The following is a 24,081-nucleotide window of genomic DNA, read 5'->3' on the forward strand; positions in this document are numbered from 1 at the left end:
AATCTTAACATAAATTCATGTTATTTATTAAAATATTATCTTATATTTGTTTTAGGATGTCCTGACGCATGTTGAACACTTTAAATTTAATCTATTATGGATGAATTAGGCTTTACGTTGGCGGGGTTTGTGGTCTTGGGGGTGTTGCATTATGCGGTTGCTATCGTTTTTGCCGTATCCGAATACCGAAAGTGGAGGCCTACGGGGTGGATCATTCCCCTTGCAGTCGTTATGTTCGTCGCTTTTTCGTTTATTTTTCCGGTAGTGGAACATATCGTCCGCCCCAGAATGCGGGCCTGCGGCGTCGACCGGCGTATCATCCGGCTGAAACTCGTGCTGGCATGGTCCGTGCCGCTTTTAACGAGTGTCGGTATTAAGTTGTGTGAGTTGTTCTGCAATCGGGTCGTGCCCCGCGATTTCTCCGGGGAGCTGGCCCTCTGCTGCTGTCTTTCGTGCGGACTCCTGTATTTGGGGCTTATGCTCTGGGTCAATGTGAAGCTCAATGCGCTTGCGGAGGCGTGCCCGGCCAAAGGTGCGGAGTGATCGCTCGACTTTGTCGCGGACCGTTCTGCAATCCGTCTTTCTCCCGGCAGTTTGCCGGGAGATTTTTTTTCGGGCCGTCAGATCGCCGGAAAAGGGGCAAAAACGGGGTGGTCCGCTGAAAATATCGCGCCCACGAAGCAGATTTATTCCCCTAAAGTTGCTCAAACCGGAAATAAATCGTATTTTTGTTCGTTAAAAGAACGGTAATTTTCGACGGGTGTCGACGGGCCGGTTGCGGCGCTTGTGAGCGTTGAAAATTTGAATTGGAGATAATTCGGTCGAAATTCCGGTCGCGATGCGACGAGGCTCCCGTCTTGGCGGGCGCCGGAGCGGGCCAAGTATGTAAACGCGGCGGGACGCCGCGAAAGCCCGCTTCGAAACGGAAAGACGAAGAATAACAGAATTAAGTATTAATATGTTAACTGAAGAAGAAAAGAATGCCGGTTTGACGGGGCGTATCATCCCCATCAATATCGAAGAGCAGATGAAATCGGCGTACATCGACTATTCGATGTCGGTCATCGTGTCGCGTGCGCTGCCTGACGTGCGCGACGGCATGAAGCCCGTGCACCGCCGCATCCTCTACGATATGAGCGCGGAGCTTAACCTCTACTCCGACAAACCCACACGTAAGTCCGCCCGTATCGTCGGCGACGTGCTCGGTAAGTTCCACCCCCACGGCGACACGTCGGTCTACGACGCGATGGTCCGCCTGGCGCAGGACTGGTCGATGCGCTACCCGCTGGTCGACGGACAGGGTAACTTCGGTTCGATGGACGGCGACTCGCCTGCCGCCATGCGTTACACCGAGGCCCGCATGAAGAAAATCACGGACGAAGTGATGGCCGACATCGACAAGGAGACGGTCGACTGGACGCTGAACTTCGACGACACGATTCCCGAACCCACGGTCCTGCCCACGAAAATCCCGCTGCTGATCGTCAACGGCGCCAGCGGTATCGCCGTCGGTATGGCCACGAACATGGCTCCGCACAACCTTTCGGAGGTGGTCGACGCCTGCTGCGCCTATATCGACAACCCGGAGATCACGGGCGAGGAGTTGCTGCACTACGTCAAGGGTCCCGACTTCCCCACGGGCGGTATCATCTACGGCTACGAGGGAGTGAAGGAGGCGATGCTGACGGGCCGCGGCCGTGTGATGATGCGCGCCAAGACCGACATCGAGCATACGCCCAGCGGCCGCGAGTGCATCGTCATCACGGAGATTCCCTACATGATCAACAAGGCCGAGATGATCAAGAAGATCGCCGACATGATCAACGACAAGAAGATCGACGGCATCTCCTACATCAACGACGAGTCGGACCGCAACGGCCTGCGGATCATCATTATCCTGAAGCACGACGCCGTTGCGAGCGTGGTGCTGAACACGCTGTTCAAGAACACGCCGCTGCAAACGTCGTTCGCCGTGAACAACATCGCGCTGGTCAACGGCCGGCCGCAGATGCTGCCGATGCGCGACCTGATCAAATACTTCATCGAGCACCGCCACGACGTCGTCGTGCGCCGCACGCGCTTCGACAAGCGCAAGGCCGAGGAGCGTCTGCACATCGTGCAGGGTTTGCTGATCGCGCAGGACAACATCGACGAGATCGTGCGCATCATCCGCGCCTCGCAGACGCCCGACGCCGCCAAGCAGACGATGATCGAGCGTTTCGAGTTGTCGGACATCCAGGCTTCGGCCATCATCGAAATGCGCCTGCGCGCCCTAACGGGACTCGAAAGGGGCAAGCTGCTCGCCGAGCGCGACGAACTGGAGAAGCTGATCGCCCACCTGACGGAGGTGCTTGCGAACGTCGGCATGCAGATGCAGATCATCAAGGACGAGCTGCTGGAGATCAAGGAGAAGTACGGCGACGAACGCCGCTCGGAGATCGTCTACGCTTCGGAGGAGTTCAATCCCGAGGATTTCTATGCCGACGACGACATGGTGATCACCATTTCGCACATGGGCTACATCAAGCGCACGCCGCTGGCCGAATACCGCACGCAGAACCGCGGCGGCGTGGGGGCCAAGGGCAGCGCCACGCGCGACGAGGACTTCATCGAGCACATCTACGTGGCTTCGATGCACAACACGATGCTCTTCTTCACCGAAAAGGGCCGATGCTTCTGGCTCAAGGTCTACGAGATTCCGGAAGGCGCCCGTTCGTCGAAGGGCCGCGCCATCCAGAACGTCATCCAGATCGAGCCGGACGACAAGGTCCGCGCTTACATCAACGTCAAGAGCCTGGCCGATGCGGAGTACGTGAACAACAACTACATCATCATGTGCACCAAGGACGGCACGATCAAGAAGACCAAACTGGAGGCCTACTCGCGTCCGCGCCAGAACGGCGTGAACGCCATCGTCATCCGCGAGGGCGACCAGCTGATCGAGGCCAAGCTCACCAGCGGCAACGCCGAGGTGATGATCGCCGCCCGCGACGGCAAGGCCATCCGTTTCAACGAATCGACGGTGCGTCCGATCGGGCGTGTCGGCGCCGGAGTGCGCGGCATCTCGATCGAGGACGGGGACGAGGTGGTCGGCATGATCTGCGTGGAACCCGATTCGAAGCAGGACGTGCTGGTATTGAGCGAGAACGGCTACGGCAAGCGTACCGATCTGGACGAATACCGCATCACCAACCGCGGCGGAAAGGGCGTGAAGACCATCAACATTACGGAAAAGACAGGCAAACTAATTTCGATACAGGCCGTTACCGACGACAACGACCTGATGATCATCAACCGTTCGGGACTCACCATACGCACCGCTGTCAGCCAGATCCGCCTCGCGGGCCGCGCTACGCAGGGCGTGCGTATCATCAACCTCCGCGAGGGCGACGCCATTGCTTCGGTGATGGCCGTGCCGGCTGCCGGGGAAGAGGAGGAAGTGCAGCCCGCGGAAGGCGTTGAGACCGGAGGCGAAACCCCCGGAGCCGCCCCCGCGGAGGAATAAGAAAAAGAAACAACAAAAACTTTAAAATTTCAGTTTACCATGAAGAAAACGATTTTGACGGCTCTTGCGGCGCTGCTCGTGGCAGTTCCCGCCGTGAAAGCCCAGAAAGTGAACAAGGAAGCCCTTCTCGCCAAGATCGAAAAGAGCGACGCCGACATCGCCAACGAGAAGAAGGCGGCGAAGGCCGCGACGTGGCTCGCCCGCGGCAAGGCTTTCTACGAGGTGGCCGTGGAGCCTACGAAGAGCATCTTCGCCAACATGGAACCGACGATGCTGAAACTGGCTGTCGGCGAACCCAAGTCGACGACGAAGGAGACGCTCAACGGCACGGAGTACGACGCATGGGTGTATCCCTATTTCACGGCTTACGTCAAGGACAACAAGGTCGTGACGTGGAAGCAGAGCAAATGGGTGCTGAAAGACGCTCCCAAGAAGGCCATCGAGGCTTACAACAAGGCTTATGAACTCGATCCCAAGACGGCCGAGAAGGTCAAGGAGGGTCTGAAGCAGGTCAGCGACTTCTGCTCGCAGGTGGGCAACGTCGGCATCGACTCGGGCAACTACGTCGAGGCCGCAGACGCTTACGTGACGGCTTTCGAGGCGCAGTCCAGCCCGGCTTACGAGAAGGCCGACCCCGCGCTGCTCTACTATGCGGGCTACCTGCTGACCGTCGACGGCTCGAACAACCCCAAGTCGTTCGCCAAGGGCGGCGAGTACCTGACCAAGGCCATCGACCTGGGCTATGCCGACGAGGAGGGTAATATCTATTACTACCTCTTCCACTGCCTCTACGGACAGAAGGACCTCGACAAGGGAAATATTATGAAAGCGAAGGACGTGCTGCTGACGGGTATCGGGAAGTTCCCGAAGAACGAGCGCATTCTCGACGGCCTGATGCAGCTTTACACCGCAGAGCAGGGCGTGGGCGACCCCGCCGACCTGATCGCGCTGATCGACAAGGCCATCGAGGACAACCCGTCGAACGTGGACCTCTGGTTCGGCCGCGGCCGTATCTTCTACGCGCTGAAGGACTACGATCAGAGCATCGAATCGTTCAAGAAGGTCGTGGAGCTGAAGCCCGACCTGTTCGAGGGCAACTACTACCTGGGTGTGTTCTATACGATCAAGGGCGACGCGCTCAACAAGGAGATGAACGAGAAGCAGTACAGCAGCCAGGCGGTTTACGACGCCGATCTGAAAGTCGTCAACGATGTCTACAAGGAGGCTGTGCCCTGGTTCGAGAAGGCGCACCAGATCAAACCCGACGATGTCGATACGCTGGAGTTCCTCAAATCCATCTGCTTCCGTCTGCGCGACGAGGCCGGCATCATGGAGAAGTACAACACCTACAATGCCCTTTACAAGCAGGTGAAAGGCATCGAATAGCCGCTTGACGTGCGGGATTCAGCGGCGATGGTTCGCCGGTCCCGCTCTTTGAACGGAGTTGCGCTGCCGCCCGTTCGGCAGGCGTTATGAAAAAAGCCCGGCTGGAAAGCCGGGCTTTTTTGCATATGGAGGGGGGGGGTAAATGGCATTATGAAAACGCCCCGCACCCTGAATCCCGCCTTTTGGCCGTGCGGGCGCGGAGCCGAGGAGCAGCGTTCCGGTAAACCGGCCGCACCCTGAATCCGGCGTCTTACGCCGGTTAGCGGGCGATGCGGCCCGAGACGGAGCCGCGGGCCAGCTGTTCGACCTCTGCGGCCGTGAATTGGTTGTAGTCGCCCGGCACGGTGTTTTTCAACGCGCAGGCCGCGGTTCCGAAGTCCAGCGCAAACTGGGCGTCGTGGGGATGCGCGGCCATTCCGTAGAGCAATCCGCCCACGAAGGCGTCGCCCACGCCGACGCAGTCGACCACGGGGTCGATGTCGTAAACCCGCGTGGAGTGCAGACGTCCGCCCGTGTAGAGCGTTCCCGAGATCAGGTGGTGGTTGGCGCTCAATACGCTGCGCAGTCCGAAGACGATGCTCCGGCAGCGGGGGAAGCGCGCCGCAACCTCCGCCGAGGCCCGTTCGTAACCCGCCGTATCGGGACGGTAGGCGGTGTCGCGGGCCGCAAACTGCGGCAGCTGCATGCCGAGCACCTTTTCGTATTCGTCGTCCGTGCCGAAGAAGGCGTCGCACTGCTCCATCAGCGGCGGGAGCACCTCCTGCGGCTCCTTGCCGTATTTCCAGAGGTTCTTGCGGTAGTTGATGTCGCACGAGACGGTCAGTCCCGCCGCGTGCGCCGCCGCAATCGCCTCGGCGCACACGGCCGCCGTGCCGGCGCTCACCGCGGCCGAAATCCCCGACCAGTGGAACCACGAGGCGCCGCGGAAGATTCCGTCCCAGTCGATCATCCCCGGTTGCAGGGTGTCGAAGGCCGAGTCGGCGCGGTCGTATACGACGTGCGACGAGCGCATCGCGGCGGCCTCCTCCATGTAGTAAATCCCGAGCCGCTTGCCGCCGCGCAGGATGGCGTCCGTCCGTACGCCGTAGCGGCGCAGGTCGTCGATGCAGGCGTCGGCCACCCGGTTGTCCGGCAGGCGGGTGACGAATTCGCTTTGCAGGCCGTAGTTGGCCAGCGATACGGCGACGTTGGCCTCGCTTCCGCCGTAGCTGGCGCGGAAGAGGTTCGTCTGGTTGAAACGCAGGTAGTCGGGCGGCGTGAGACGCAGCATGATCTCCCCGAAGGTAACGATCTTTTGTCTGTCCATGATTTTTGTGAAATAGGAGTTACAAATATACATAAAAAGCCGGACAATCGCAAGCCGGATTGCGCCCGCTTCGGGAAAGGGTTCCGACAGAGAAAGGCCCGGTCGTCGGACCGGGCCTTTCGGAAAAAGCAGGATGATATGCCTGCCCTTTTTGGGATGGATTTTTAGTTGAGGACCGTCACTTTGAGCGGCGTCACGGCGGCGGCCTGCGCCTGCCCGATCTCTTCGATCCACTCCTTCATGTCCTCCACGCCGCCCTGGCTCCAGCCCGAACCGGCGTAGTAGGTCAGCGTCCGGCCGGGTTTCACGGCCTTGACGGCTACGGCGTGGCCCAGCGTGTCCGTAAGCATCTCGGCTCCCGGCAGGATCACGCCCAGGTAGATGTCGCCGTCGCGTGCGGGGTTCTTCGAGTCCGAAACGGCCTCGCATAGGGCCATCCAGCCTTCGCCGCGCTGCATCTGTTTCACGTCGTGGCGCACGAAGCCCGCGGCGATCGGCATCTCGGCGAATGCTCCTTCGTAGATGTTGTCCATGCGGTTGAAGCGCTGGTTGGCGTCGAGCGAGATGATCTTGGTGAGCGTCACGGGCGTGCCGTCGACATCGAACGGGGCGTAGGTCAATTCGACCGAAGTGCGGATCGGGCCGTTGTCGAGCGTCCGGGCCGTGGCGTAGTTGTGTCCCATCATCCAGAATTTACCGCCGGCGAAGGGCAGCGATGCGCCCGAACCGAGTGTCACGCCCACCTTGTAGCAGTCCATGCCGTCGCCGTAGTTGTGGTGGTAGTTGCCCCGGGCGTACCACTCGTCGATCACCAGTTTGTCGGTGCACTTCACCCATACGTCGATGCCCGGAGTGACGAGTTTCTCGGGAGAGGTTTCGAGCGCCGGGCCGTAGAGGCGGTAGGCCACCTTGTTGTTCTCCCAGGCGTAGTCGTCGTAACGTTCGGGAACCGTGCGGCCGAACGCCTCGGCGGGGTAGTTCTCGCGCTGGCCTGTGACCAGTTTGAACCGCTTGCTTTCCATCGGGTCGGCGTCGGTCTGGAAGATCAGCGCCTGCGGCTCCGTTCCGCCGCGGAAGAGGACCTGCGAGGGGATCTGCTCGTTGTCGTCGTTCAGGACGACGATGTTGTCCGGCGTCACACCTTTGAGCGCGGCGACTTCGGACCAGGCGATTTCGACGGTTTCGTCATCGCGTTCGGTCGGGGTCGTGTTGGCGACTTCGACCTTCAAAGCGGGTGTGCAGGAGGCCATCAGAAGGGCTGCAACCCACATAATCGGGTTTTTCATAAAATTAGAATTGAAGTTTTTCCGTTGTTTGTAGGCAAATTTACAATTTTTCCGTATATTGGTCAACCAAAACGGCAAATATTCTATTTAATTCGGTAATTTTTCATATTCCGAGTGGCGGAAAGTTACTAATTTTACGTTATGAAAAAGAGCCTGATACGTATAGAATTTAACCGCGATACCTTTTATTTTTTATGAAACAGTTCAACGACGACAATTTCCTGTTGCAGACCGAGACTGCGCAGCGTCTTTACCACGACCATGCGGCCAAGATGCCGATCATCGACTACCATTGCCACCTGATTCCCGAGTACGTGGCTTCGGATCACCGTTTCGACAACCTGTCGAAGATCTGGCTCGAAGGCGACCACTACAAATGGCGCGCCATGCGCACCAACGGGGTCGATGAGAAGTATTGCACGGGCAAGGATACGACCGATTGGGAGAAGTTCGAGAAGTGGGCCGAGACGGTTCCCTATACGATGCGCAACCCGCTCTACCACTGGACCCACCTCGAATTGAAGACCGCCTTCGGAGTGACGAAACTGCTCAACCCCGCTTCGGCCCGCGAAATCTACGACCATTGCACGGCGCTGTTGCAGCGTCCCGAATACCACGCCCGCGGCCTGATGCGCCGCTACAACGTCGAGGCGGTCTGCACGACGGACGATCCCGTGGATTCGCTCGAACACCACATCAAGGTCCGCGAGGTCGGTTTTGCGACGAAGATGCTCCCCACGTGGCGTCCCGACAAGGCGATGGCCGTGGAGGTTCCGGCCGATTTCCGCGCTTATATGGAGAAGCTTTCGGAGGTTTCGGGCGTCGCGATCACGAAATTCGCCGATGTGATCGACGCGCTGCGCGTGCGTCACGAGTTCTTCGGGTCGGTCGGCTGCCGCCTTTCGGACCACGGCATCGAGGAGTTCTACGCCGAGGATTATACGCAGGCCGAGATCGACGCTATTTTTAATAAGGTATACGGCGGGCAGACGCTGACGCCCGAGGAGATCCGCAAGTTCAAGACCGCCATGCTGGTCGAGTTCGCCACGATGGACCATGAGGCCGGCTGGACCCAGCAGTTCCACTACGGCGCCATCCGCAACAACAACAGCCGCATGTTCGGCCGGCTGGGTCCCGATACGGGCTTCGACTCGATCGGCGACTTCGCGGTCGGCAGGCAGATGTCGAAATTCTTCGACATGCTCGACCGCAACGACCGCCTTGCGAAGACCATCATCTACAACCTCAATCCGCGCGACAACGAGCTGGTGGCCACGATGATCGGCAATTTCCAGGACGGCCGCTACGGCGCCGGGAAGATCCAGTTCGGATCGGGGTGGTGGTTCCTCGATCAGAAGGACGGCATGGAGAAACAGATGAACGCCCTCTCGACGCTGGGTCTGTTGAGCCGCTTCGTGGGCATGCTGACCGACTCGCGGTCGTTCCTTTCGTACCCGCGCCACGAGTATTTCCGCCGCACGCTGTGCAACCTCGTCGGCAACGACATCGAGCAGGGCCTGCTGCCCGCCTCGGAGATCGACTTCATCGGCCGGGAGATCATCGAGGGCATCTGCTACCGCAACGCCAAGGACTATTTTAAATTTTAAGCTGTCATAATACCATGAAAATCGTAACATTAGGTGAAATCATGCTGCGTCTTTCGACGCCCGGAAACACGCGCTTCGTTCAGTCCGATTCGTTCGACGTCGTCTATGGCGGCGGCGAGGCCAACGTGGCCGTTTCGTGCGCCAACTACGGCCACGAGGCTTACTTCGTCTCGAAGCTCCCGAAGCACGAGATCGGCCAGTCGGCGGTCAATGCGCTGCGCAAATACGGCGTGAGGACCGATTTCATCGCCCGCGGCGGCGACCGCGTGGGTATCTACTACCTCGAAACCGGGGCTTCGATGCGTCCCTCGAAGGTGATCTACGACCGTGCGCATTCGTCGATCGCCGAGGCCGATCCGCAGGATTTCGACTTCGATGCCATCATGGAGGGCGCCGACTGGTTCCACTGGTCGGGCATCACGCCCGCGATTTCGGACAAGGCTGCCGAACTGACCCGTCTGGCCTGCGAGGCCGCCAGGCGTCACGGCGTGACGGTGTCGGTGGACCTGAACTTCCGCAAGAAGCTCTGGACCAAGGAGAAGGCGCAGTCGATCATGAAGCCGCTGATGCAGTATGTCGACGTCTGCATCGGCAACGAGGAGGACGCCGAGCTGTGCCTCGGGTTCAAGCCCGACGCCGACGTCGAGGGCGGCGAGACCAACGCCGAGGGCTACAAGGGCATCTTCCGCCAGATGGCCGCGACGTTCGGGTTCAAGTATGTGATCTCGACCCTGCGCGAGTCGTTCTCGGCGACGCACAACGGCTGGAAAGCCATGATCTACAACGGAGAGGAGTTCTACGAGTCGAAGCGTTACGACATCGACCCGATCATCGACCGCGTGGGCGGCGGCGACTCGTTCTCGGGCGGCGTGATTCACGGCCTGCTGACCAAGCCGACGCAGGGCGAGGCCCTGGAGTTCGCCGTGGCGGCATCGGCCCTGAAGCACACGATCAACGGCGACTTCAACCTCGTATCGGCCGAGGAGGTCGAGTCGTTGGCCGGAGGGAATGCCAGCGGACGGGTGCAGAGATGATTAAAAATGAAAAATTAGGAATTAAAAATTATGGCTCGCTTCAATAAAATGCAAGTTCTGGAGGCCATCGGTAAGACCGGCATGGTTCCCGTATTCTATCATGCCGACGCCGACGTGGCCGAGCAGGTCGTGAAAGCCTGCTACGAAGGCGGCGTGCGCGCTTTCGAGTTCACCAACCGCGGCGATTTCGCTTCGGAGGTGTTCATCCGTCTGGTGAAATTCGCCGCCGCGGAGTGCCCGGAGATGATCCTGGGCATCGGTTCGGTGGTCGACGCCCCGACGGCCGCGATGTACATGCAGTACGGCGCCAACTTCGTCGTGGGTCCCTACCTGAACGCCGAGGTGGCCAGGGTCTGCAACCGCCATCTGGTTCCCTACACCCCTGGCTGCGGTTCGGTGACGGAGATCGGCACGGCGCAGGAACTGGGCTGCGACCTGACGAAGGTTTTCCCCGCGGGCAACGTGGGCGGTCCGTCGTTCGTCAAGAACGTCAAGGCCCCGCTGCCGTGGTCGAACATCATGGCCACCGGAGCGGTGGAACCCACCGAGGAGAACCTCACGGCGTGGTTCAAGGCCGGCGTTTATTGCGTGGGCATGGGCTCGCAGCTCTTCCCGAAAGAGGTCGTCGCCGTGAAGGACTGGGCGGCGATCACCGAAAAATGCCGTTTCGCTCTGGACGTGATCGCCCGGGTGCGTTAAAACCGATTCCGTAAGTTCGGTAGTCCGGCGGCGGCCCCGCTCCGCCGCCGGACGCCGTTCCTACGGCTCACCAATTCCTGAACACTACTTAATTAAACCCCATAATGACAAACAACAAATCGACTCTCGCTGGGAAGATGACGCAGTATCGCTGGATCATCTGTGCGATGCTCTTCTTCGCAACGACTGTTAACTACCTCGACCGTCAGGTGCTCTCGCTGACGTGGGACGAGTTCATCAAGCCCGAATTCCACTGGAACGAGTACCACTACGGGCTGATCACTTCGATCTTCTCGATCGTCTATGCCGTCTGCATGCTCTTCGCGGGCCGTTTCATCGACTGGATGGGCACCAAGAAAGGTTATCTGTGGGCCATCGGCGTCTGGTCGATGGGAGCCTGCATGCACGCCCTTTGCGGCATCGCCACCGAGGCATGGGTGGGGCTTCCCGACGCCGCCGCGCTGCGCGCCGTCGAGGCCGGGTCGGCCCTGGCCGCGACCATCGCCATGGTCAGCATGTATTTCTTCATCGCCGCGCGCTGCATCCTCGCCCTGGGCGAGGCGGGCAACTTCCCGGCAGCCATCAAGGTGACCGCCGAGTACTTCCCCAAGAAGGACCGCGCCTACGCCACCTCGATCTTCAATGCCGGCGCTTCGATCGGCGCGCTGTTCGCCCCGCTGACCATTCCGCTGCTGGCGAAGGCCTGGGGCTGGGAGATGGCCTTCATCGTGATCGGCGCCCTGGGCTTCGTCTGGATGGGCTTCTGGGTCTTCATGTACAAGAAACCCTCGGACCACCCGAAGGTGAATGCCGCCGAGCTGGAGTATATCGAGCAGGACCAGCACGAAGTGGTCGACGGCGAGACGGTCGGCAAGGAGCAGGAGGGCGAGAAGATCTCGTTCTGGAGAACGCTCTCGTTCAAACAGACGTGGGCCTTCGCCTTCGGCAAGTTTATGACCGACGGCGTGTGGTGGTTCTTCCTCTTCTGGACCCCCTCGTACCTCAATTCGCAGTTCGGGATCAAGATGTCCGAAGGGCTGGGCGTGGCGCTGATCTTCACGCTTTATGCCATCACGATGCTGTCGATCTACGGCGGCAAGCTTCCGACGATCATCATCAACAAGACGGGGCTGAACCCCTATGCGGCACGCATGCGCGCCATGCTGATCTTCGCGTTCATTCCGCTGCTGGTGCTGCTGGCGCAGCCCATGGGCACGATCTCGCCGTGGTTCCCGATCATCCTGATCGGTCTGGGCGGCGCGGCGCACCAGTCGTGGTCGGCCAATATCTTCTCGACCATCGGCGACATGTTCCCCAAGTCGGCGATCGCCACCGTGACGGGCATCGGCGGCATGGCCGGCGGCGTAGGCTCGATGATCCTGCAATGGTTCGCCGGCTGGCTGTTCGTATATGCCGACGAAACGGCGATGCAGTTCATGGGTTTCGAGGGTAAGCCCGCCGGATATTTCGTCGTCTTCTGCATCTGCGCCGTGGCTTACCTCATCGGCTGGATCGTGATGAAGACGCTGGTTCCGAAATACAAACCGATTGTATTGGATTAACTTAAAAACCGGACATACAATGATCAAGCAACTGAACAAGTCGACCGTCGAAACGGTCGGCCGCCCCGTTCGCATCCTGCAATTCGGCGAAGGCAACTTCTTGAGAGCCTTCGTGGACTGGCAGATCGACATCGCCAACGAGAAGGGCGTCATGGATGCAGGCGTGGCCGTTTGCCAGCCGATCATCGACCCCGAGCGCAAGGTGCTGGGGATGATCGACCTGATGCACCGGCAGGACAACATGTACCACGTCTATCTGGAGGGCATCGAGAACAAACGGCCCAAGAAGGACGTGCGGCTGGTGAAGAGCATCATGGATTCGTTCAATCCCTATGTGGACTATGCGAAATACGAGGCGTATTTCCTCTCGCCGGAGCTGAAGATCACCATTTCGAACACCACCGAGGCGGGCATCCGCTACGAGGAGGGCGACGACCTGACGGCCTGTCCGCCGAAATCGTACCCCGCCAAGATGACGGCGCTGCTGTACAAGCGGTTCAAACATTTCAACGGCGACCCGACCAAGGGCCTTTGCATCATCTGCTGCGAGCTGATCGAGAACAACGGCTCGACGCTCCACGAATACGTCATCAGACACGCCGAATACCACAAGCTCGGGCAGGATTTCATCGACTGGGTCGAAAACAGCTGCCACTTCTGCGACACGCTCGTGGACCGCATCGTCCCGGGTTTCCCGCGCGAGCAGATCGGCGAGATCAGGGAGGAGATCGGCTATGACGACAACCTTGTGGTGAAGGCCGAATTGTACCACTTGTGGGCTATCGGCGGTCCGGGCTACAAGGAGGTGATGAAGGAGCTGCCGCTGGACAAGGCGGGGCTGCATGTGATCTTCATTCCGTCGATCAAGCAGTTCCGCGACAAGAAGGTCCGCATCCTGAACGGGTCGCATACGGGCATGGTGCCCATCGCCCTGCAAATGGGCTGCGAGACGGTGATGGACGCTTTCAATACGCCCGACATCGAGCGGTTCGTCAACGACATGGTTGCCGAGGAGGTGATCCCGATGATCGACGAGGACCGGGACGAGCTGAAGAAGTTCGCCGCCGGGATTCTGGAGCGTTTCTACAACCCCTTCATCAAGCACATGCTCCGGTCCATTTCGCTCAACTCGCTTTCGAAATGGGAGGCGCGCAACTATCCGACCGTGCGCGACAACTGGTTCAAGGCGCAGCGGCTGGCCGAACGCGAAGCATTCACGTTCGCCGCGCTGATGACCCTCTACGGGCCGAACAGCGGTTTCGAACCCGACGACACGAGGGAGTTCGTGGACTACATCCGCGCCAACTGGGATTCGGCCGACATGGAGGCTACGATCACGAAGATCGTGAAGGAGAGCGGCATCTTCACCGTCGATTTCTCGGAGGTTCCGGGCTTCATCGGGACCGTTGCGGGCTATGTCCGCGACATCGAGACGCTGGGCATGAAAGATGCCTTGAAGAAGTTTTTAGGAGCGTAACCAGTCAGCTGTTTCGGTGCGGCGTTTCGGACGGTTCGTGGCACGGCCTCCGGTCGTGTTCACAAGTCCGACCCACCCCGAACCCCCGCCTCGGCGGGGGCTTTGCGGGACCCGGACATGCGGCTTATTTTATTGATATGAAACGGTTTCTGAAAATCAACGCTGCGGACAATGTCGCCGTCGCACTGGCCGACGACCTGCACGAGGGCGAGACGCTCGATGTCGAGGGCGTCGCCGTGACGCTCCGCGAGGACGTTGCGCGCGGCCATAAGTTCGCCCTGCGCGACATCGCCGCGGGCGAGAACGTCGTGAAGTACGGCTATCCCATCGGTCACGCCACGCAGGACGTGCCGCAGGGCGGGTGGATTCACACGCACAACCTGAAAACCAACCTCCGCGACGACCTCGAATACACCTATGCCCCCAAGGTTTACGATGTCGGGTGCCCGAAGCGCGACGTGCGGGTGATGGGTTACCTGCGCGGGAACGATACGATGGGCATTCGCAACGAGTTGTGGATCGTGCCCTCGGTGGGGTGCGTCAACGGGCAGGCGCAGGCCATCGCGGAGCGCGTGAAGCGCGAGTGCGACTGCTCGCACCTCGACGACGTGCGGGTCTACACCCACAATTACGGCTGTTCGCAGCTGGGCGACGACCACGCCAATACGCAGCGGGCGCTGGCCGCGCTGGTGCGTCACCCCAATGCGGGCGCCGTGCTGGTGCTGGGCCTCGGGTGCGAGAACAACCAGGTGTCGGCCCTGAAAGAGGTGATCGGCCAATGGGACGACGAGCGGATGAAGTTCCTCGTCGCCCAGGAGGTCGAGGACGAGATCGAGGCGGGATTCGAAATCTGCCGCGGGCTGGTGGAAAAGACCAAAGCCGATAAGCGTCAGCCGCTTCCGCTCGCTTACCTCAAGGTGGGCTTGAAGTGCGGCGGCTCGGACGGTTTCTCGGGCATCACGGCCAATCCGCTGGTGGGGCTGTTTTCCGACTGGCTGATCGCGCAGGGCGGCACGACGGTGCTGACGGAGGTTCCCGAGATGTTCGGCGCCGAGACGATCCTGATGGACCGCGCCGCAGACCGCCGGGTTTTCGACGGAACGGTCTCGCTGATCAACGATTTCAAACGCTATTTCCGCCGGTTCGACCAGCCGATTTATGAAAATCCCTCGCCGGGCAACAAGAAGGGCGGCATCACGACCCTTGAGGAAAAATCGCTCGGCTGCGTGCAGAAGGGCGGGGCGCAGCCCGTCGTCGACGTGCTGACCTACGCACAGCCCGTCACGAAGCCGGGATTGAACCTCTTGCAGGCTCCGGGCAACGACCTGGTGGCCGCTTCGGCGCTGGCTCTCTCGGGCTGCCAGCTGGTGCTCTTCACCACGGGACGCGGCACGCCTTTCGGGTCGTTCGTGCCCACGATGAAGATTTCGACCAACACGCAGCTCGCGGAGTTCAAGGCCAACTGGATCGACTTCAACGCCGGCACGCTGGTCGAGGACGAGGAGCCGCAGGCCGTGCTGGAGCGTTTCATCGGCAAGGTGCTGGCCACGGCCGGCGGCGAGCGTCTCAAGCACGAGGAGACGGGTTTCAAGGAGATCGCCATCTTCAAGACGGGGGTGACGTTGTAGCGTGTAATTGCGTTCACCGAACCTATGATGAAATCCGCTGTAATCATAACGATCCTTCTCCTTTCCTCGTTCGTCGCCTCGGCAGAGAAGGTCTATACCGTCGACTGCAACGGCGGCGGGGATTTCCGGACCATTCAGGCGTGTTTCGACGCCCTGCCGTCGAAGCCTGCGGAGTGGCGCACGGTGCGGATTATGCCCGGCGTCTATCGCGAGAAGGTGACGCTCGACGTCTATAAGGACAAGGTCCGGATTCTGGGCGATGAAATGGCTGAAACCCGCATCGTCTGGGGCGACTATGCCGGCAAAGTCGTCGACGGCCGCGAGCTGACCACCTACGACAGCTATACGATGTCCGTTCAGGCCGACGATGTCTATCTGGATTGCCTGACCGTCGAGAACGATGCCGGAAGGGTAGGGCAGGCTGTGGCGCTCGAAACCCGCGGTGACCGCATCCATCTGTATCATTGTGCGCTCATCGGCGATCAGGACACCTTCTTTGCTCGCGGCTACGTTTCGCGCGTACATGTCGAGAATTGTTATATCGAGGGAACCACCGACTTCATTTTCGGCCCTTCGATCGTGCTGTTCGAGTGTTCGACGATCCATTGCAAGGCCGACAGTTTCATCACGGCCGCTTCGACCACCGAGCGCAACGAATACGGATTCGTCTTCTCCTGCTGCCGTGTGACGGCGGCCGAAGGGGTGACGCGGGTTTACCTCGGGCGTCCGTGGAAATCGACGGCCCGCACCGTGTGGCTGGAGTGCGAATTTCCCGCGGCGATCCGTCCCGAGGGGTGGCGCGACTGGCACGACGCGGCCCGTAAAGGCGATGTGTACTATGCCGAATGGCGTTGCGAAGGACCCGGCGCCGACCGTTCGGGCCGCGTGGCGTGGTCGCGGGAGCTGACCGATGCCGAGGCCGACGTTTACGACAACCGGTGCATTTTTGCCAAAAAGACCGGCTCCGAGCAGTTCCGCGACGACTGGGATGGCTTCGCGGAATAGACGGTCCGGAAGGTCTCGTTTTTACGGTTTCGCCCCCGCCGGAAGCATCTCCGGCGGGGGCGGTTTCCTTTTCGGAGGCTTGTCCGGCGCTCGTTCCGTGCCGGCGGGCGGTTGTCCGGGTCCTATGCGATCTTGTCGTAGATGGTTTTCAGCCGGCGGGTCATAAAGAACTGGATCACTCCGCGCAGGAACATGTAGAGCGTGAAGGCCAGCCATAGGGCATTGTTGCCGATCAGCGGGTAGCAGGCGTAGTAAATGGCGAAATAGGCCGCCGTGGCCCAGAACATCGAGTCGCGCATGACGCGCGTTTCGGTGGCTCCGACCATGATGCCGTCCATGATGAAGGGCATGGCCGAGGCGATCGGGATGAGGATGATCCAGACGATGTAGCGTCCCGCCAGCTCCTCGATCACCCCGGCGTTGGGTGCCGAGTGGTCTACGAACACGCCCACCAGGTCGCGCCACCAGACGAGATAAATCCCCACGAAGACCACCGATACGAGCGTTCCCCAGGCGATGCACCTCCGCAGGCAGTCGCGCAGCGACACGCTGTCGCGCGCGCCGATGAAGCGTCCCGTGAGCGCCTCGGCGGCGTAGGCGAAGCCGTCGTTCATGTAGGAAAAGAGCGTGAAGAGTTGCAGCAGCAGGGTGTTCACGGCCAGCAGCGCGGGGTCGTCCATGCGTGCCGACGCCCCGGTGAAGAAGGTGTAGACCGCGACGATGCAGAACGTGCGCAGGATGATGTCGCGGTTGATGATGAAGAACGTCTTCAGCGGTTTGAGGTCCAGCACCTCCGACCAGTCGATCCCGGTGAGGATCGGACGGTATTTGGCGGCGAGCAGCAGCGCCGAGAGCGCCACGCCGGTCCATTGGGCGATCACCGAGGCGTAGGCGATGCCCACGATGCCCATATCCATCCCGAAGGCGAACCAGAGGCTGCAAAGGATGTGCACGATGTTGACCGTGACGGCCGTCAGCATGGGGAATATGGCGTTCTGCATCCCCGTGAACCAGCCGTTGAACCCGAAGAGCACGATGCCCGCCGGCACGGCCCAGATGCGGGCGTAAAAGTAGTCGCGGGTCATTTCGCTGCCGTTCATGGCCCAGAGGGCCAGTTCTCCCACGGGGTATTGGAGCAGGATCATCAGCACACCCATCACCGCCGACACCGACAGCGCGCGGGCCAGCATGTTGGTGCACTCGCGGAAGTCGCCCGCGCCGAACGCCTGGGCCGTCAGCCCGCTGGTTCCCATGCGCACGAACGAGCAGTTCCAGTAAATGAAGTTGAAGATCGAGACGCCGATGGCCAGCGCGCCGATCGTGGCGGCGGAGTCGGCTCCCCAGTGTCCGGCGATGGCGGTCGATACGATGCCCATGAGCGGCACGGTGATGTTCGAGACGATATTGGGGAGCGCAATGCGCAGTATTTCGCGGTTCATGTTCATAACGGATGCAAAGATAGCGTATTTGTGGTGTGTTTATTCGCAGACTACCCTAAATTGAAATAACATAGTTTCAGATCAATATTGATTTTCAGCAACCTTTTTTCGAAATTTGCAGGGACAATACCCCGGGAGCGTTGCGTATTGAAAAACATTTTCTATCTTTGTCTTGCTGTCCACACGGACGGCGACATATTTGGTAGAAGTGTTTCGCTTTTATTCTTGAATGGAAATCTGGAAAATTTCTCGTGAACAGGAATAAGCAATACAAACACTCATTGCCGTGTATAGCTATATCATTCCCGATATACTATCCGGTGTGGGGTATTGTTTATTTGTTCACGGGTATTCCAGAACCTCCATTCAGATAAACGAACGGCTCCACGCTTTCTTTTTATGAATCTGCCGTACAGGAGCCGGGTGGCAATCTATATAACATGTTGCTATGAAAAAGATGCTGTTGGGAATGTGCCTGCTATTGTGCGCATGCAGCGAGAGCCCGGAGCAATCGGAAAAACCCGATGAAGTCATATCCATTATCGACCGGGGCGGGATTCCGGAGACAGTCCCCTCGCAGGGTGGAACTTATGGCGTTCGGTTTTCCTCCCGGGAAAATTGGTTCGTCGCGCTTTACTATACGGATTCCGCGGCGAATTGGATTTCGGTTTCTCCGATGTCGGGCGATTCGGGCGACGGTGAGATATTTATTTCCTTGAAATCCAATATAACGCTTGCGGACCGGAAGTGCTTTGTGCGAATCATGGCGGGAGATTCGCAGACGACGATCGAAATCGGGCAGGCCCGACAGAATTCGGTCTCCTTGTCGTCGCAGCAATTCTGGCTCGACGCTGCGGCCGGTGAGTTTCAGATACAGGTGCAGGCGAATGTCGTCTATCAGGTAAAAATAGAGGCTGACTGGATCGAATTGGCCTCCCCGGAGAATGAATCGCTGCTTACCTTCAGGGCAAAAGTTAACGTTGGAGACACACGTACCGGGACAATCGTCGTTTCCGGAGGCGGCGTTTCCGCAAAAGCGGAGGTCACGCAATTCGCGCCGTCGGAAATAATCCGTTTCCCCGATGCGAAGTTCAAATCTTATCTTATGCGGTACGATATTACGGGGGACGGCGAAATATCGCGGCAGGAGGCGCTTCGAGTGGAAACGATTTCGTGTGGTGGTATGGAGATAGAATCGCTCGAAGGAATCGAATACTTTCCGAATCTGACCTCGCTGCATTTTTCCAACAATCAAGTGCGGAGACTCGATTTGAGCCGCAATACGAAATTGAACTCCCTGGGTTCCCGGTTCAATCCGCTGGAGTGGCTCAATCTCGGGGAAACGCTTCCGACCCGGTATACAGGAGGTTATTCGTGGGGTGAAGATCCGCATTTTGAAGCGTTGACCTCGGAATCATTTGAGATAATCAGTTCCAGAATGACAACTTTGGGCGTTTATAGCGACATGTCATCGCAATGGAACAACCTCGATCTGCGGATTGTCGATGTGTCGGGGTGTCCGATGCTGGAATCGCTCAATTCCTTTATGGGTAATCCCAAGTTGGAAGAGATTTGGCTGAAAAAAGGGCAGACTCCCCGGATATGGTGCAACAGCGAAAATGTGCGGATACTCTATAAATAATAAAGCGATGGATTATAAACCCAATTTAAATAAGATGAAAAAGAAATGGATGTTTTGCCTGTCGGCCGTGTTGCTGACTTTTGCCGCCTGTTCGGACGATGAGAAGGGGACCGACGAACAGCCCGGTCCGATTATCGGCGAATGAGTATTCGAGAAAAACGAGGTCTATCGGAATGGGAAACTCGCCGAAAGTTTCACGGCGGTCGAAACGGCCGACAAGATGATAGCGATCTTCCGGGAAGACGGTACCTATCGCTACTACGATTATCCGCCGAAGGAGTATTACAACGGAACGTACACTTACGAGGAGTCGACGAAAACCCTTTCGATGCGGAGCGACGATGTCGATTATTCCGACGGTTCCGACCCGCAGGTCTGTCACGCAGAGGTGACGACTACCCGGATGACATGGACGTATCCGGCCGATGAAGACGGGTATGTGACTGTAGAGTATTATGTGCGGAGGTAAGCGGCATTGAGCCGTGATGTTTCATCGCCGCCGGAAAGGGTTGAATGCCGACCTGATTCCGGCGGCGTTTTTTGGGTATGGGTTTATCCCGGGGTGGCCGCGGACGGCGGTGTTCCGGAGTGTTGCCGTTATTTTGTCAGATGGAGGAAGAATGTGAAATTCCATTGTCGAAACAGTTTTAACCGGGGTATTTATCGTCCGGGGTGGTTTTTATCTCCGATTCGGGCACGCAATGTGTTGTTATCCCCGAAACTTGCACTATCTTTGCGGGCGAACAGACGCCCGCCTGGATAGACTGCGGTCCGGCAATGCCCCGATGATTCGGCATCGCTCCCGTTCTGCGCTATCTTTGCCTGCGACAATATTATTAGTAGAGAATAGAAAATGAAAGATCCTAAAAACGACTCGACCCCGGTGCTCGAACGCTTCGGACGCGACAAACGCAAGCGCACCGTAGTGGCTACGGCGGAGCGTGTCGAGCGTCGCCCGCGTTTGCAGCGTGATGCCGCCGATTCGGAGCAGCCCTCCTTTGAAAACAGGCCCGAACGCCGGGCTTCGTATAACCCCCATTTCACGGCCGACAACCGTCCGGTTTTCGAGAAGCCGCACTACGGCGACAAATCCCGCGGGGAGGGCGACCGCCCGCGCCGTTCGTATGACGACCGCCCGCGTCCCTATGGCGACCGTCAGCGTCAGTACGACGATAAGCCGCGTTCGTATGGCGACCGCCCGCGTCAGGACGACGACCGTCCGCGGCGTTCCTTCGGCGACAAACCCCGCTACGACGGTGACCGTCACCGCAGCGACGAGGAGCGTCCGCGCCGCAGTTACGGCGATAAGCCGGCCTACGGCGAGAAGAAATTCGGACCCAAGAAGTTCGGCGACAAGCCCTACGGCGAGAAGAAGTTCGGCGAGAAAAAATTCGGGGATAAGAAATTCGGCGACCGGAAGTTCGTCGACAAACCGTTCAAACCTGCCTATAAGAAACACGACGACAAACCGGCGTCGTATCCGAAATTCAATCCCGAGAAGCAGACGGGCGAGATGCGCCTGAACCGCTTCATCGCCCAGTCGGGTATCTGCTCGCGCCGCGAGGCCGACGATTTCATCACGGCGGGCGTCGTTTCGGTCAACGGCAAGATCGTCACCGAACTGGGAACCAAGGTGCTGCCGACCGACGAAGTGCGGTTCAACGACGAGCCGGTGCAGGGCGAGAAGAAGGTCTACCTGGTGCTGAACAAGCCCAAGGGCTACGTCACTTCGCTCGACGATCCCCATGCCGGAAAGACGGTCATGGAGCTGGTCTCGGGCGCCTGCACGGAGCGCATCTACCCGGTGGGACGTCTCGACAAGAACAGCCTCGGGCTGCTGTTGTTCACCAACGACGGCGACCTTACGAAGCAGTTGACGCACCCTTCCTACAAGAAGAAGAAAATCTACCAGGTGACGCTCGACAAACCTCTGACGCGCGCCGACATGGACCGCATCGCCGAGGGCGTCACGCTCGAAGACGGCGAGATCTTCGCCGACGAGATTTCCTACGTCAAGGAGAACAAGCAGGAGGTGGGCATCGAGATCCACTCGGGCCGCAACCGCATCGTGCGCCGTATTTTCGAGTTCCTGGGTTACACCGTGACCAAACTCGACCGCGTTTACTATGCGGGTCTCACGAAGAAGAACCTCAAGCGCGGAGCGTGGCGGTTCCTGACCCGCGAGGAGGTGGAGCGGCTGAAGTCCGGGCAGTATGAATAGGAAGTCCGGGCTGTATGCATAAATGAAAAGAGCGATTCGTGAGAATCGCTCTTTTCATTTCATTTAATGCGTGTCCCGATACCAGTTCGTCATCCGGTTTTCGGCGACGTACTTCGTCGAAGGCTCGCTCACGGAGACGCCCGTATAGAAATGCACGGGGTTCGACCCGTTGTTGTATTGGGAATAGAACTGCTTCGTGCACAGACGGCTTTCGGGGGGAAATGCCCGGTCGAGTTGCGTCGTGAATTCCTCGACGAGCGCCGGGTCGCCGCAGCTCAATTCGACGTAATGCCCCAAGTCGTAGAAAAGGTGTGTCATCAGTCCCTCGTAGTACTGGAGCTGCGAGAGTTCGAACGGCTGTTTGCCTTTTTCGTTGATGCGGCGCATCACCTCCGCCAGCGCGTCCAGCTGCGACGTGACGGCCAGTGAGATGCAGCCCGACTGCTCTTTCCAGGTCGTGCTCTGGTATTCGTTTTCGTAGAGGTTCCAGAACTCCCGGCAGGTTTCCGCGAGCCGGTCCGCGACCGGTCCCGTTTCGAACAGGTGGGGGACGATCCGGTCGTAGGGGAATCCGTCGCCCATGACCTCGCAGGGCGACGCCACGATGTAGCCGATGACCGAACGCAGGTCGTAGAGCGTTTCGATGTTGGCCATGAAGCAGTCGTCGAAGATCAGGTAGTCGAAACGGAACTGCTGCGCTTCGAGCGCCTCCTTCAGCTCCGTGATGTTCAGTTCGTAGCCCTTGTCGCCGAACGAACGGGTCTGCTTGGCTCCCGGGGGCGCGGCCCATAGGTCGTCCTCGGCGGAACGCCGCATCGAGTAGGAGAGCGAGCCGCTGGCGACCGGAATCCACGCCTTGCCGTGGCAGCCGATGATCAGCCCGTAGTTTTGGGCCGGAGCCAGCTCCGCGGCATCGGCGAACAGCTGCCGCACCTTTTCGGGGTTTCCGGCGTTGAAGCCGTCGTAGGTTTTGAGCGTCGTTCGTTCGCACCGTTCCGTCGCCGGGTCGTAACGGATCTCCTGCAGGACGGCCGACGAATGTTTCTCGGGCTGGTAGCAGACCAGAATGCGCCCGTCGCCCGGGATTTGGTTCGTCACGGCCGCACTGACGCCCTCGATGTTGCGCTCGTAATAGTTGATCAGGCTTAACCCGGGCATGTACAGCAGAAGGGTCTGCGTCGCCACGGCGGGCCGTTGGTAGACCTCGACCGGATAGCCGTCCTTGTTGGCGGGGTGGCGGACGGTTATCGTGCCCAGCTTCCGGCGCGCCTTGGCGGAGTTGGGTTCGGAGGCGGTCACCGTGACCGTCGTCTCCCCGCGGGCGCCGCCGTCCGGCGTCACGGCGAATCCCTCGCCGGTATACGACAGCGTCCACGGTTCTTCGGCCGACACGGTGAACGTCGTTCCGGACGAAGCGTCGCCCGGGAGGTGAATCTCTCCCGTCGAGACCTCGATTCGCGGCTCGCGGTCTTTTTCGCAGGCCGCGAGCGTCAGCAGCAGGGCGAGGCAGAGCGTATGCCGGAGAATGCGGATCATTTATAGGTGCGGGGTTTGAGGTTGTTGAACTGCCACGTGCGGTCGCGCTGGTAGGTGTAACTCTCGGGTTTGTTCCAGTAGACGCGGCTGAAATCGAAATAGAATCCCTTGCGCTTCTTGCCCTCGACCACATAGGGAACGACCAGCGGCACGAACTCCACCGTGCGGCTGACGATGCGCGCCTTGCCGAACGAAAGCCCTTCGGCGGCCAGCACGTCGAGCGCGTGGTCGAACATCAGCACATGGCGCGGGGTCTTCTGCGTGAATCCGTCGCCCGAGCCGAGGATCGTGCGGATGACGCCGTTCATGCGGTCCGACCAGGCTTTTTCCTGCTCCTTGTCGCCCAGCGCACCGTAGGCGAACGACATGAGGTTGAGGATTTTGGGGCTGAACGGATCGCGTTTCAGGGCGTCGTTTCCCACCGAGACCATCGTTTCCAGTGTGGCCCTGTCGGGTTTGTCGGGGTCGATGCCCGAGGCCAGCATCAGCATTTTGTCCAGATCGGGGTTCACGGCCAGCGGCTTGTATTCGTCGCGGTAGGCGTATCCGTAGTAGAGGTAGTGGTAATCCTCGTCGGTCAGCGTCTCGTCGCCCGCGTTGTAGCGCATCATCAGCGCGGGGTAGTAGAACGCGGACTGGGCGTCCATCGTCCGGTCGAGGATCATGTCCTCGTCGGGGACTCCGGCGGCGGCCAGCGCCGGAACCAGCAGTGAGAGAAGCAGCAATCGTTTCATAGCGGTCGTTTCCG

At 59.4% G+C, this 24,081-nt stretch carries 18 protein-coding genes; 13 read left to right on the plus strand and 5 right to left on the minus strand.

What is annotated here, in order from left to right; genetic code table 11:
- The first annotated feature begins 264 nt into the window (after window positions 1-264).
- The 3 genes from NQ492_RS13755 to NQ492_RS13765 all read left to right on the plus strand — a co-directional run bounded on the left by NQ492_RS13755 (window position 265) and on the right by NQ492_RS13765 (window position 4,891).
- Window positions 265-543: a hypothetical protein gene (locus NQ492_RS13755; RefSeq protein WP_157359440.1), complete on the plus strand. Its 279-nt coding sequence runs from the start codon at window positions 265-267 to the stop codon at window positions 541-543.
- Window positions 544-958: 415 nt separating this feature from the next.
- Window positions 959-3,505 (plus strand): DNA gyrase subunit A, encoded by a 2,547-nt coding sequence (gyrA, locus tag NQ492_RS13760; RefSeq protein WP_044053930.1) that lies wholly within the window; start codon window positions 959-961, stop codon window positions 3,503-3,505.
- A gap of 39 nt (window positions 3,506-3,544) precedes the next feature.
- The gene (locus NQ492_RS13765) at window positions 3,545-4,891 is read left to right on the plus strand and encodes a tetratricopeptide repeat protein (protein WP_015545916.1); all 1,347 of its coding nucleotides are present in this window, start codon (window positions 3,545-3,547) and stop codon (window positions 4,889-4,891) included.
- A gap of 259 nt (window positions 4,892-5,150) precedes the next feature.
- Here the strand turns inward: NQ492_RS13765 and NQ492_RS13770 are convergent, their stop codons facing one another.
- Together NQ492_RS13770 and NQ492_RS13775 are read right to left on the minus strand one after the other, a co-directional pair.
- Entirely contained in the window at window positions 5,151-6,197 is a 1,047-nt protein-coding gene (locus tag NQ492_RS13770; RefSeq protein WP_015545917.1) for a sugar kinase, read from the minus strand.
- 164 nt (window positions 6,198-6,361) lie between these two features.
- Window positions 6,362-7,483 carry a DUF4861 family protein gene (locus NQ492_RS13775; RefSeq protein ID WP_044053931.1) on the minus strand — a complete coding sequence of 374 codons (1,122 nt, stop codon included), beginning with the start codon at window positions 7,481-7,483 and terminating at the stop codon, window positions 6,362-6,364.
- A 194-nt stretch (window positions 7,484-7,677) separates the two neighbouring features.
- On the opposite strand from NQ492_RS13775, the gene uxaC reads away from it, so the two are divergent.
- From uxaC to NQ492_RS13810, 7 genes are all read left to right on the plus strand, one after another.
- A complete protein-coding gene (gene uxaC, locus NQ492_RS13780) occupies window positions 7,678-9,090 on the plus strand; it encodes a glucuronate isomerase (protein ID WP_015545918.1) in 1,413 nt (470 codons plus the stop codon).
- 14 nt (window positions 9,091-9,104) lie between these two features.
- The gene (locus tag NQ492_RS13785; protein WP_022062280.1) at window positions 9,105-10,124 is read left to right on the plus strand and encodes a sugar kinase; all 1,020 of its coding nucleotides are present in this window, start codon (window positions 9,105-9,107) and stop codon (window positions 10,122-10,124) included.
- Window positions 10,125-10,154: 30 nt separating this feature from the next.
- Window positions 10,155-10,823 (plus strand): bifunctional 4-hydroxy-2-oxoglutarate aldolase/2-dehydro-3-deoxy-phosphogluconate aldolase, encoded by a 669-nt coding sequence (locus NQ492_RS13790; RefSeq protein WP_118406533.1) that lies wholly within the window; start codon window positions 10,155-10,157, stop codon window positions 10,821-10,823.
- A gap of 137 nt (window positions 10,824-10,960) precedes the next feature.
- Entirely contained in the window at window positions 10,961-12,385 is a 1,425-nt protein-coding gene (locus NQ492_RS13795) for an MFS transporter (protein WP_015545920.1), read from the plus strand.
- 19 nt (window positions 12,386-12,404) lie between these two features.
- A complete protein-coding gene (locus NQ492_RS13800; protein WP_015545921.1) occupies window positions 12,405-13,862 on the plus strand; it encodes a tagaturonate reductase in 1,458 nt (485 codons plus the stop codon).
- A gap of 137 nt (window positions 13,863-13,999) precedes the next feature.
- Window positions 14,000-15,490: a UxaA family hydrolase gene (locus NQ492_RS13805; protein WP_015545922.1), complete on the plus strand. Its 1,491-nt coding sequence runs from the start codon at window positions 14,000-14,002 to the stop codon at window positions 15,488-15,490.
- Between the two features lie 24 nt (window positions 15,491-15,514).
- Window positions 15,515-16,495 carry a pectinesterase family protein gene (locus tag NQ492_RS13810; RefSeq protein WP_015545923.1) on the plus strand — a complete coding sequence of 327 codons (981 nt, stop codon included), beginning with the start codon at window positions 15,515-15,517 and terminating at the stop codon, window positions 16,493-16,495.
- Between the two features lie 122 nt (window positions 16,496-16,617).
- Here the strand turns inward: NQ492_RS13810 and NQ492_RS13815 are convergent, their stop codons facing one another.
- Window positions 16,618-17,940: an MATE family efflux transporter gene (locus NQ492_RS13815; protein ID WP_015545924.1), complete on the minus strand. Its 1,323-nt coding sequence runs from the start codon at window positions 17,938-17,940 to the stop codon at window positions 16,618-16,620.
- 442 nt (window positions 17,941-18,382) lie between these two features.
- Between NQ492_RS13815 and NQ492_RS13820 the strand changes: the two genes are divergently transcribed.
- The 3 genes from NQ492_RS13820 (at window position 18,383) to NQ492_RS13830 (ending at window position 21,797) form a co-directional block, all read left to right on the plus strand.
- Complete coding sequence (locus NQ492_RS13820) at window positions 18,383-19,576, plus strand: BACON domain-containing protein (protein ID WP_015545925.1); 1,194 nt, start codon at window positions 18,383-18,385, stop codon at window positions 19,574-19,576.
- A 220-nt stretch (window positions 19,577-19,796) separates the two neighbouring features.
- Complete coding sequence (locus NQ492_RS13825) at window positions 19,797-20,045, plus strand: hypothetical protein (RefSeq protein WP_015545927.1); 249 nt, start codon at window positions 19,797-19,799, stop codon at window positions 20,043-20,045.
- 384 nt (window positions 20,046-20,429) lie between these two features.
- A complete protein-coding gene (locus NQ492_RS13830) occupies window positions 20,430-21,797 on the plus strand; it encodes a pseudouridine synthase (RefSeq protein ID WP_015545928.1) in 1,368 nt (455 codons plus the stop codon).
- A 63-nt stretch (window positions 21,798-21,860) separates the two neighbouring features.
- Here NQ492_RS13830 and NQ492_RS13835 read toward each other — a convergent pair whose 3' ends face one another.
- Together NQ492_RS13835 and NQ492_RS13840 are read right to left on the minus strand one after the other, a co-directional pair.
- Window positions 21,861-23,333 carry a clostripain-related cysteine peptidase gene (locus tag NQ492_RS13835; protein WP_015545929.1) on the minus strand — a complete coding sequence of 491 codons (1,473 nt, stop codon included), beginning with the start codon at window positions 23,331-23,333 and terminating at the stop codon, window positions 21,861-21,863.
- Complete coding sequence (locus NQ492_RS13840; RefSeq protein WP_015545930.1) at window positions 23,330-24,067, minus strand: DUF4919 domain-containing protein; 738 nt, start codon at window positions 24,065-24,067, stop codon at window positions 23,330-23,332. Before NQ492_RS13840 ends, NQ492_RS13835 begins: the two co-directional genes overlap by 4 nt.
- Window positions 24,068-24,081 lie beyond the last annotated feature (14 nt).

The organism is Alistipes shahii WAL 8301 (genome assembly GCF_025145845.1).
GTDB classification, from domain to species: Bacteria; Bacteroidota; Bacteroidia; order Bacteroidales; family Rikenellaceae; genus Alistipes; species Alistipes shahii.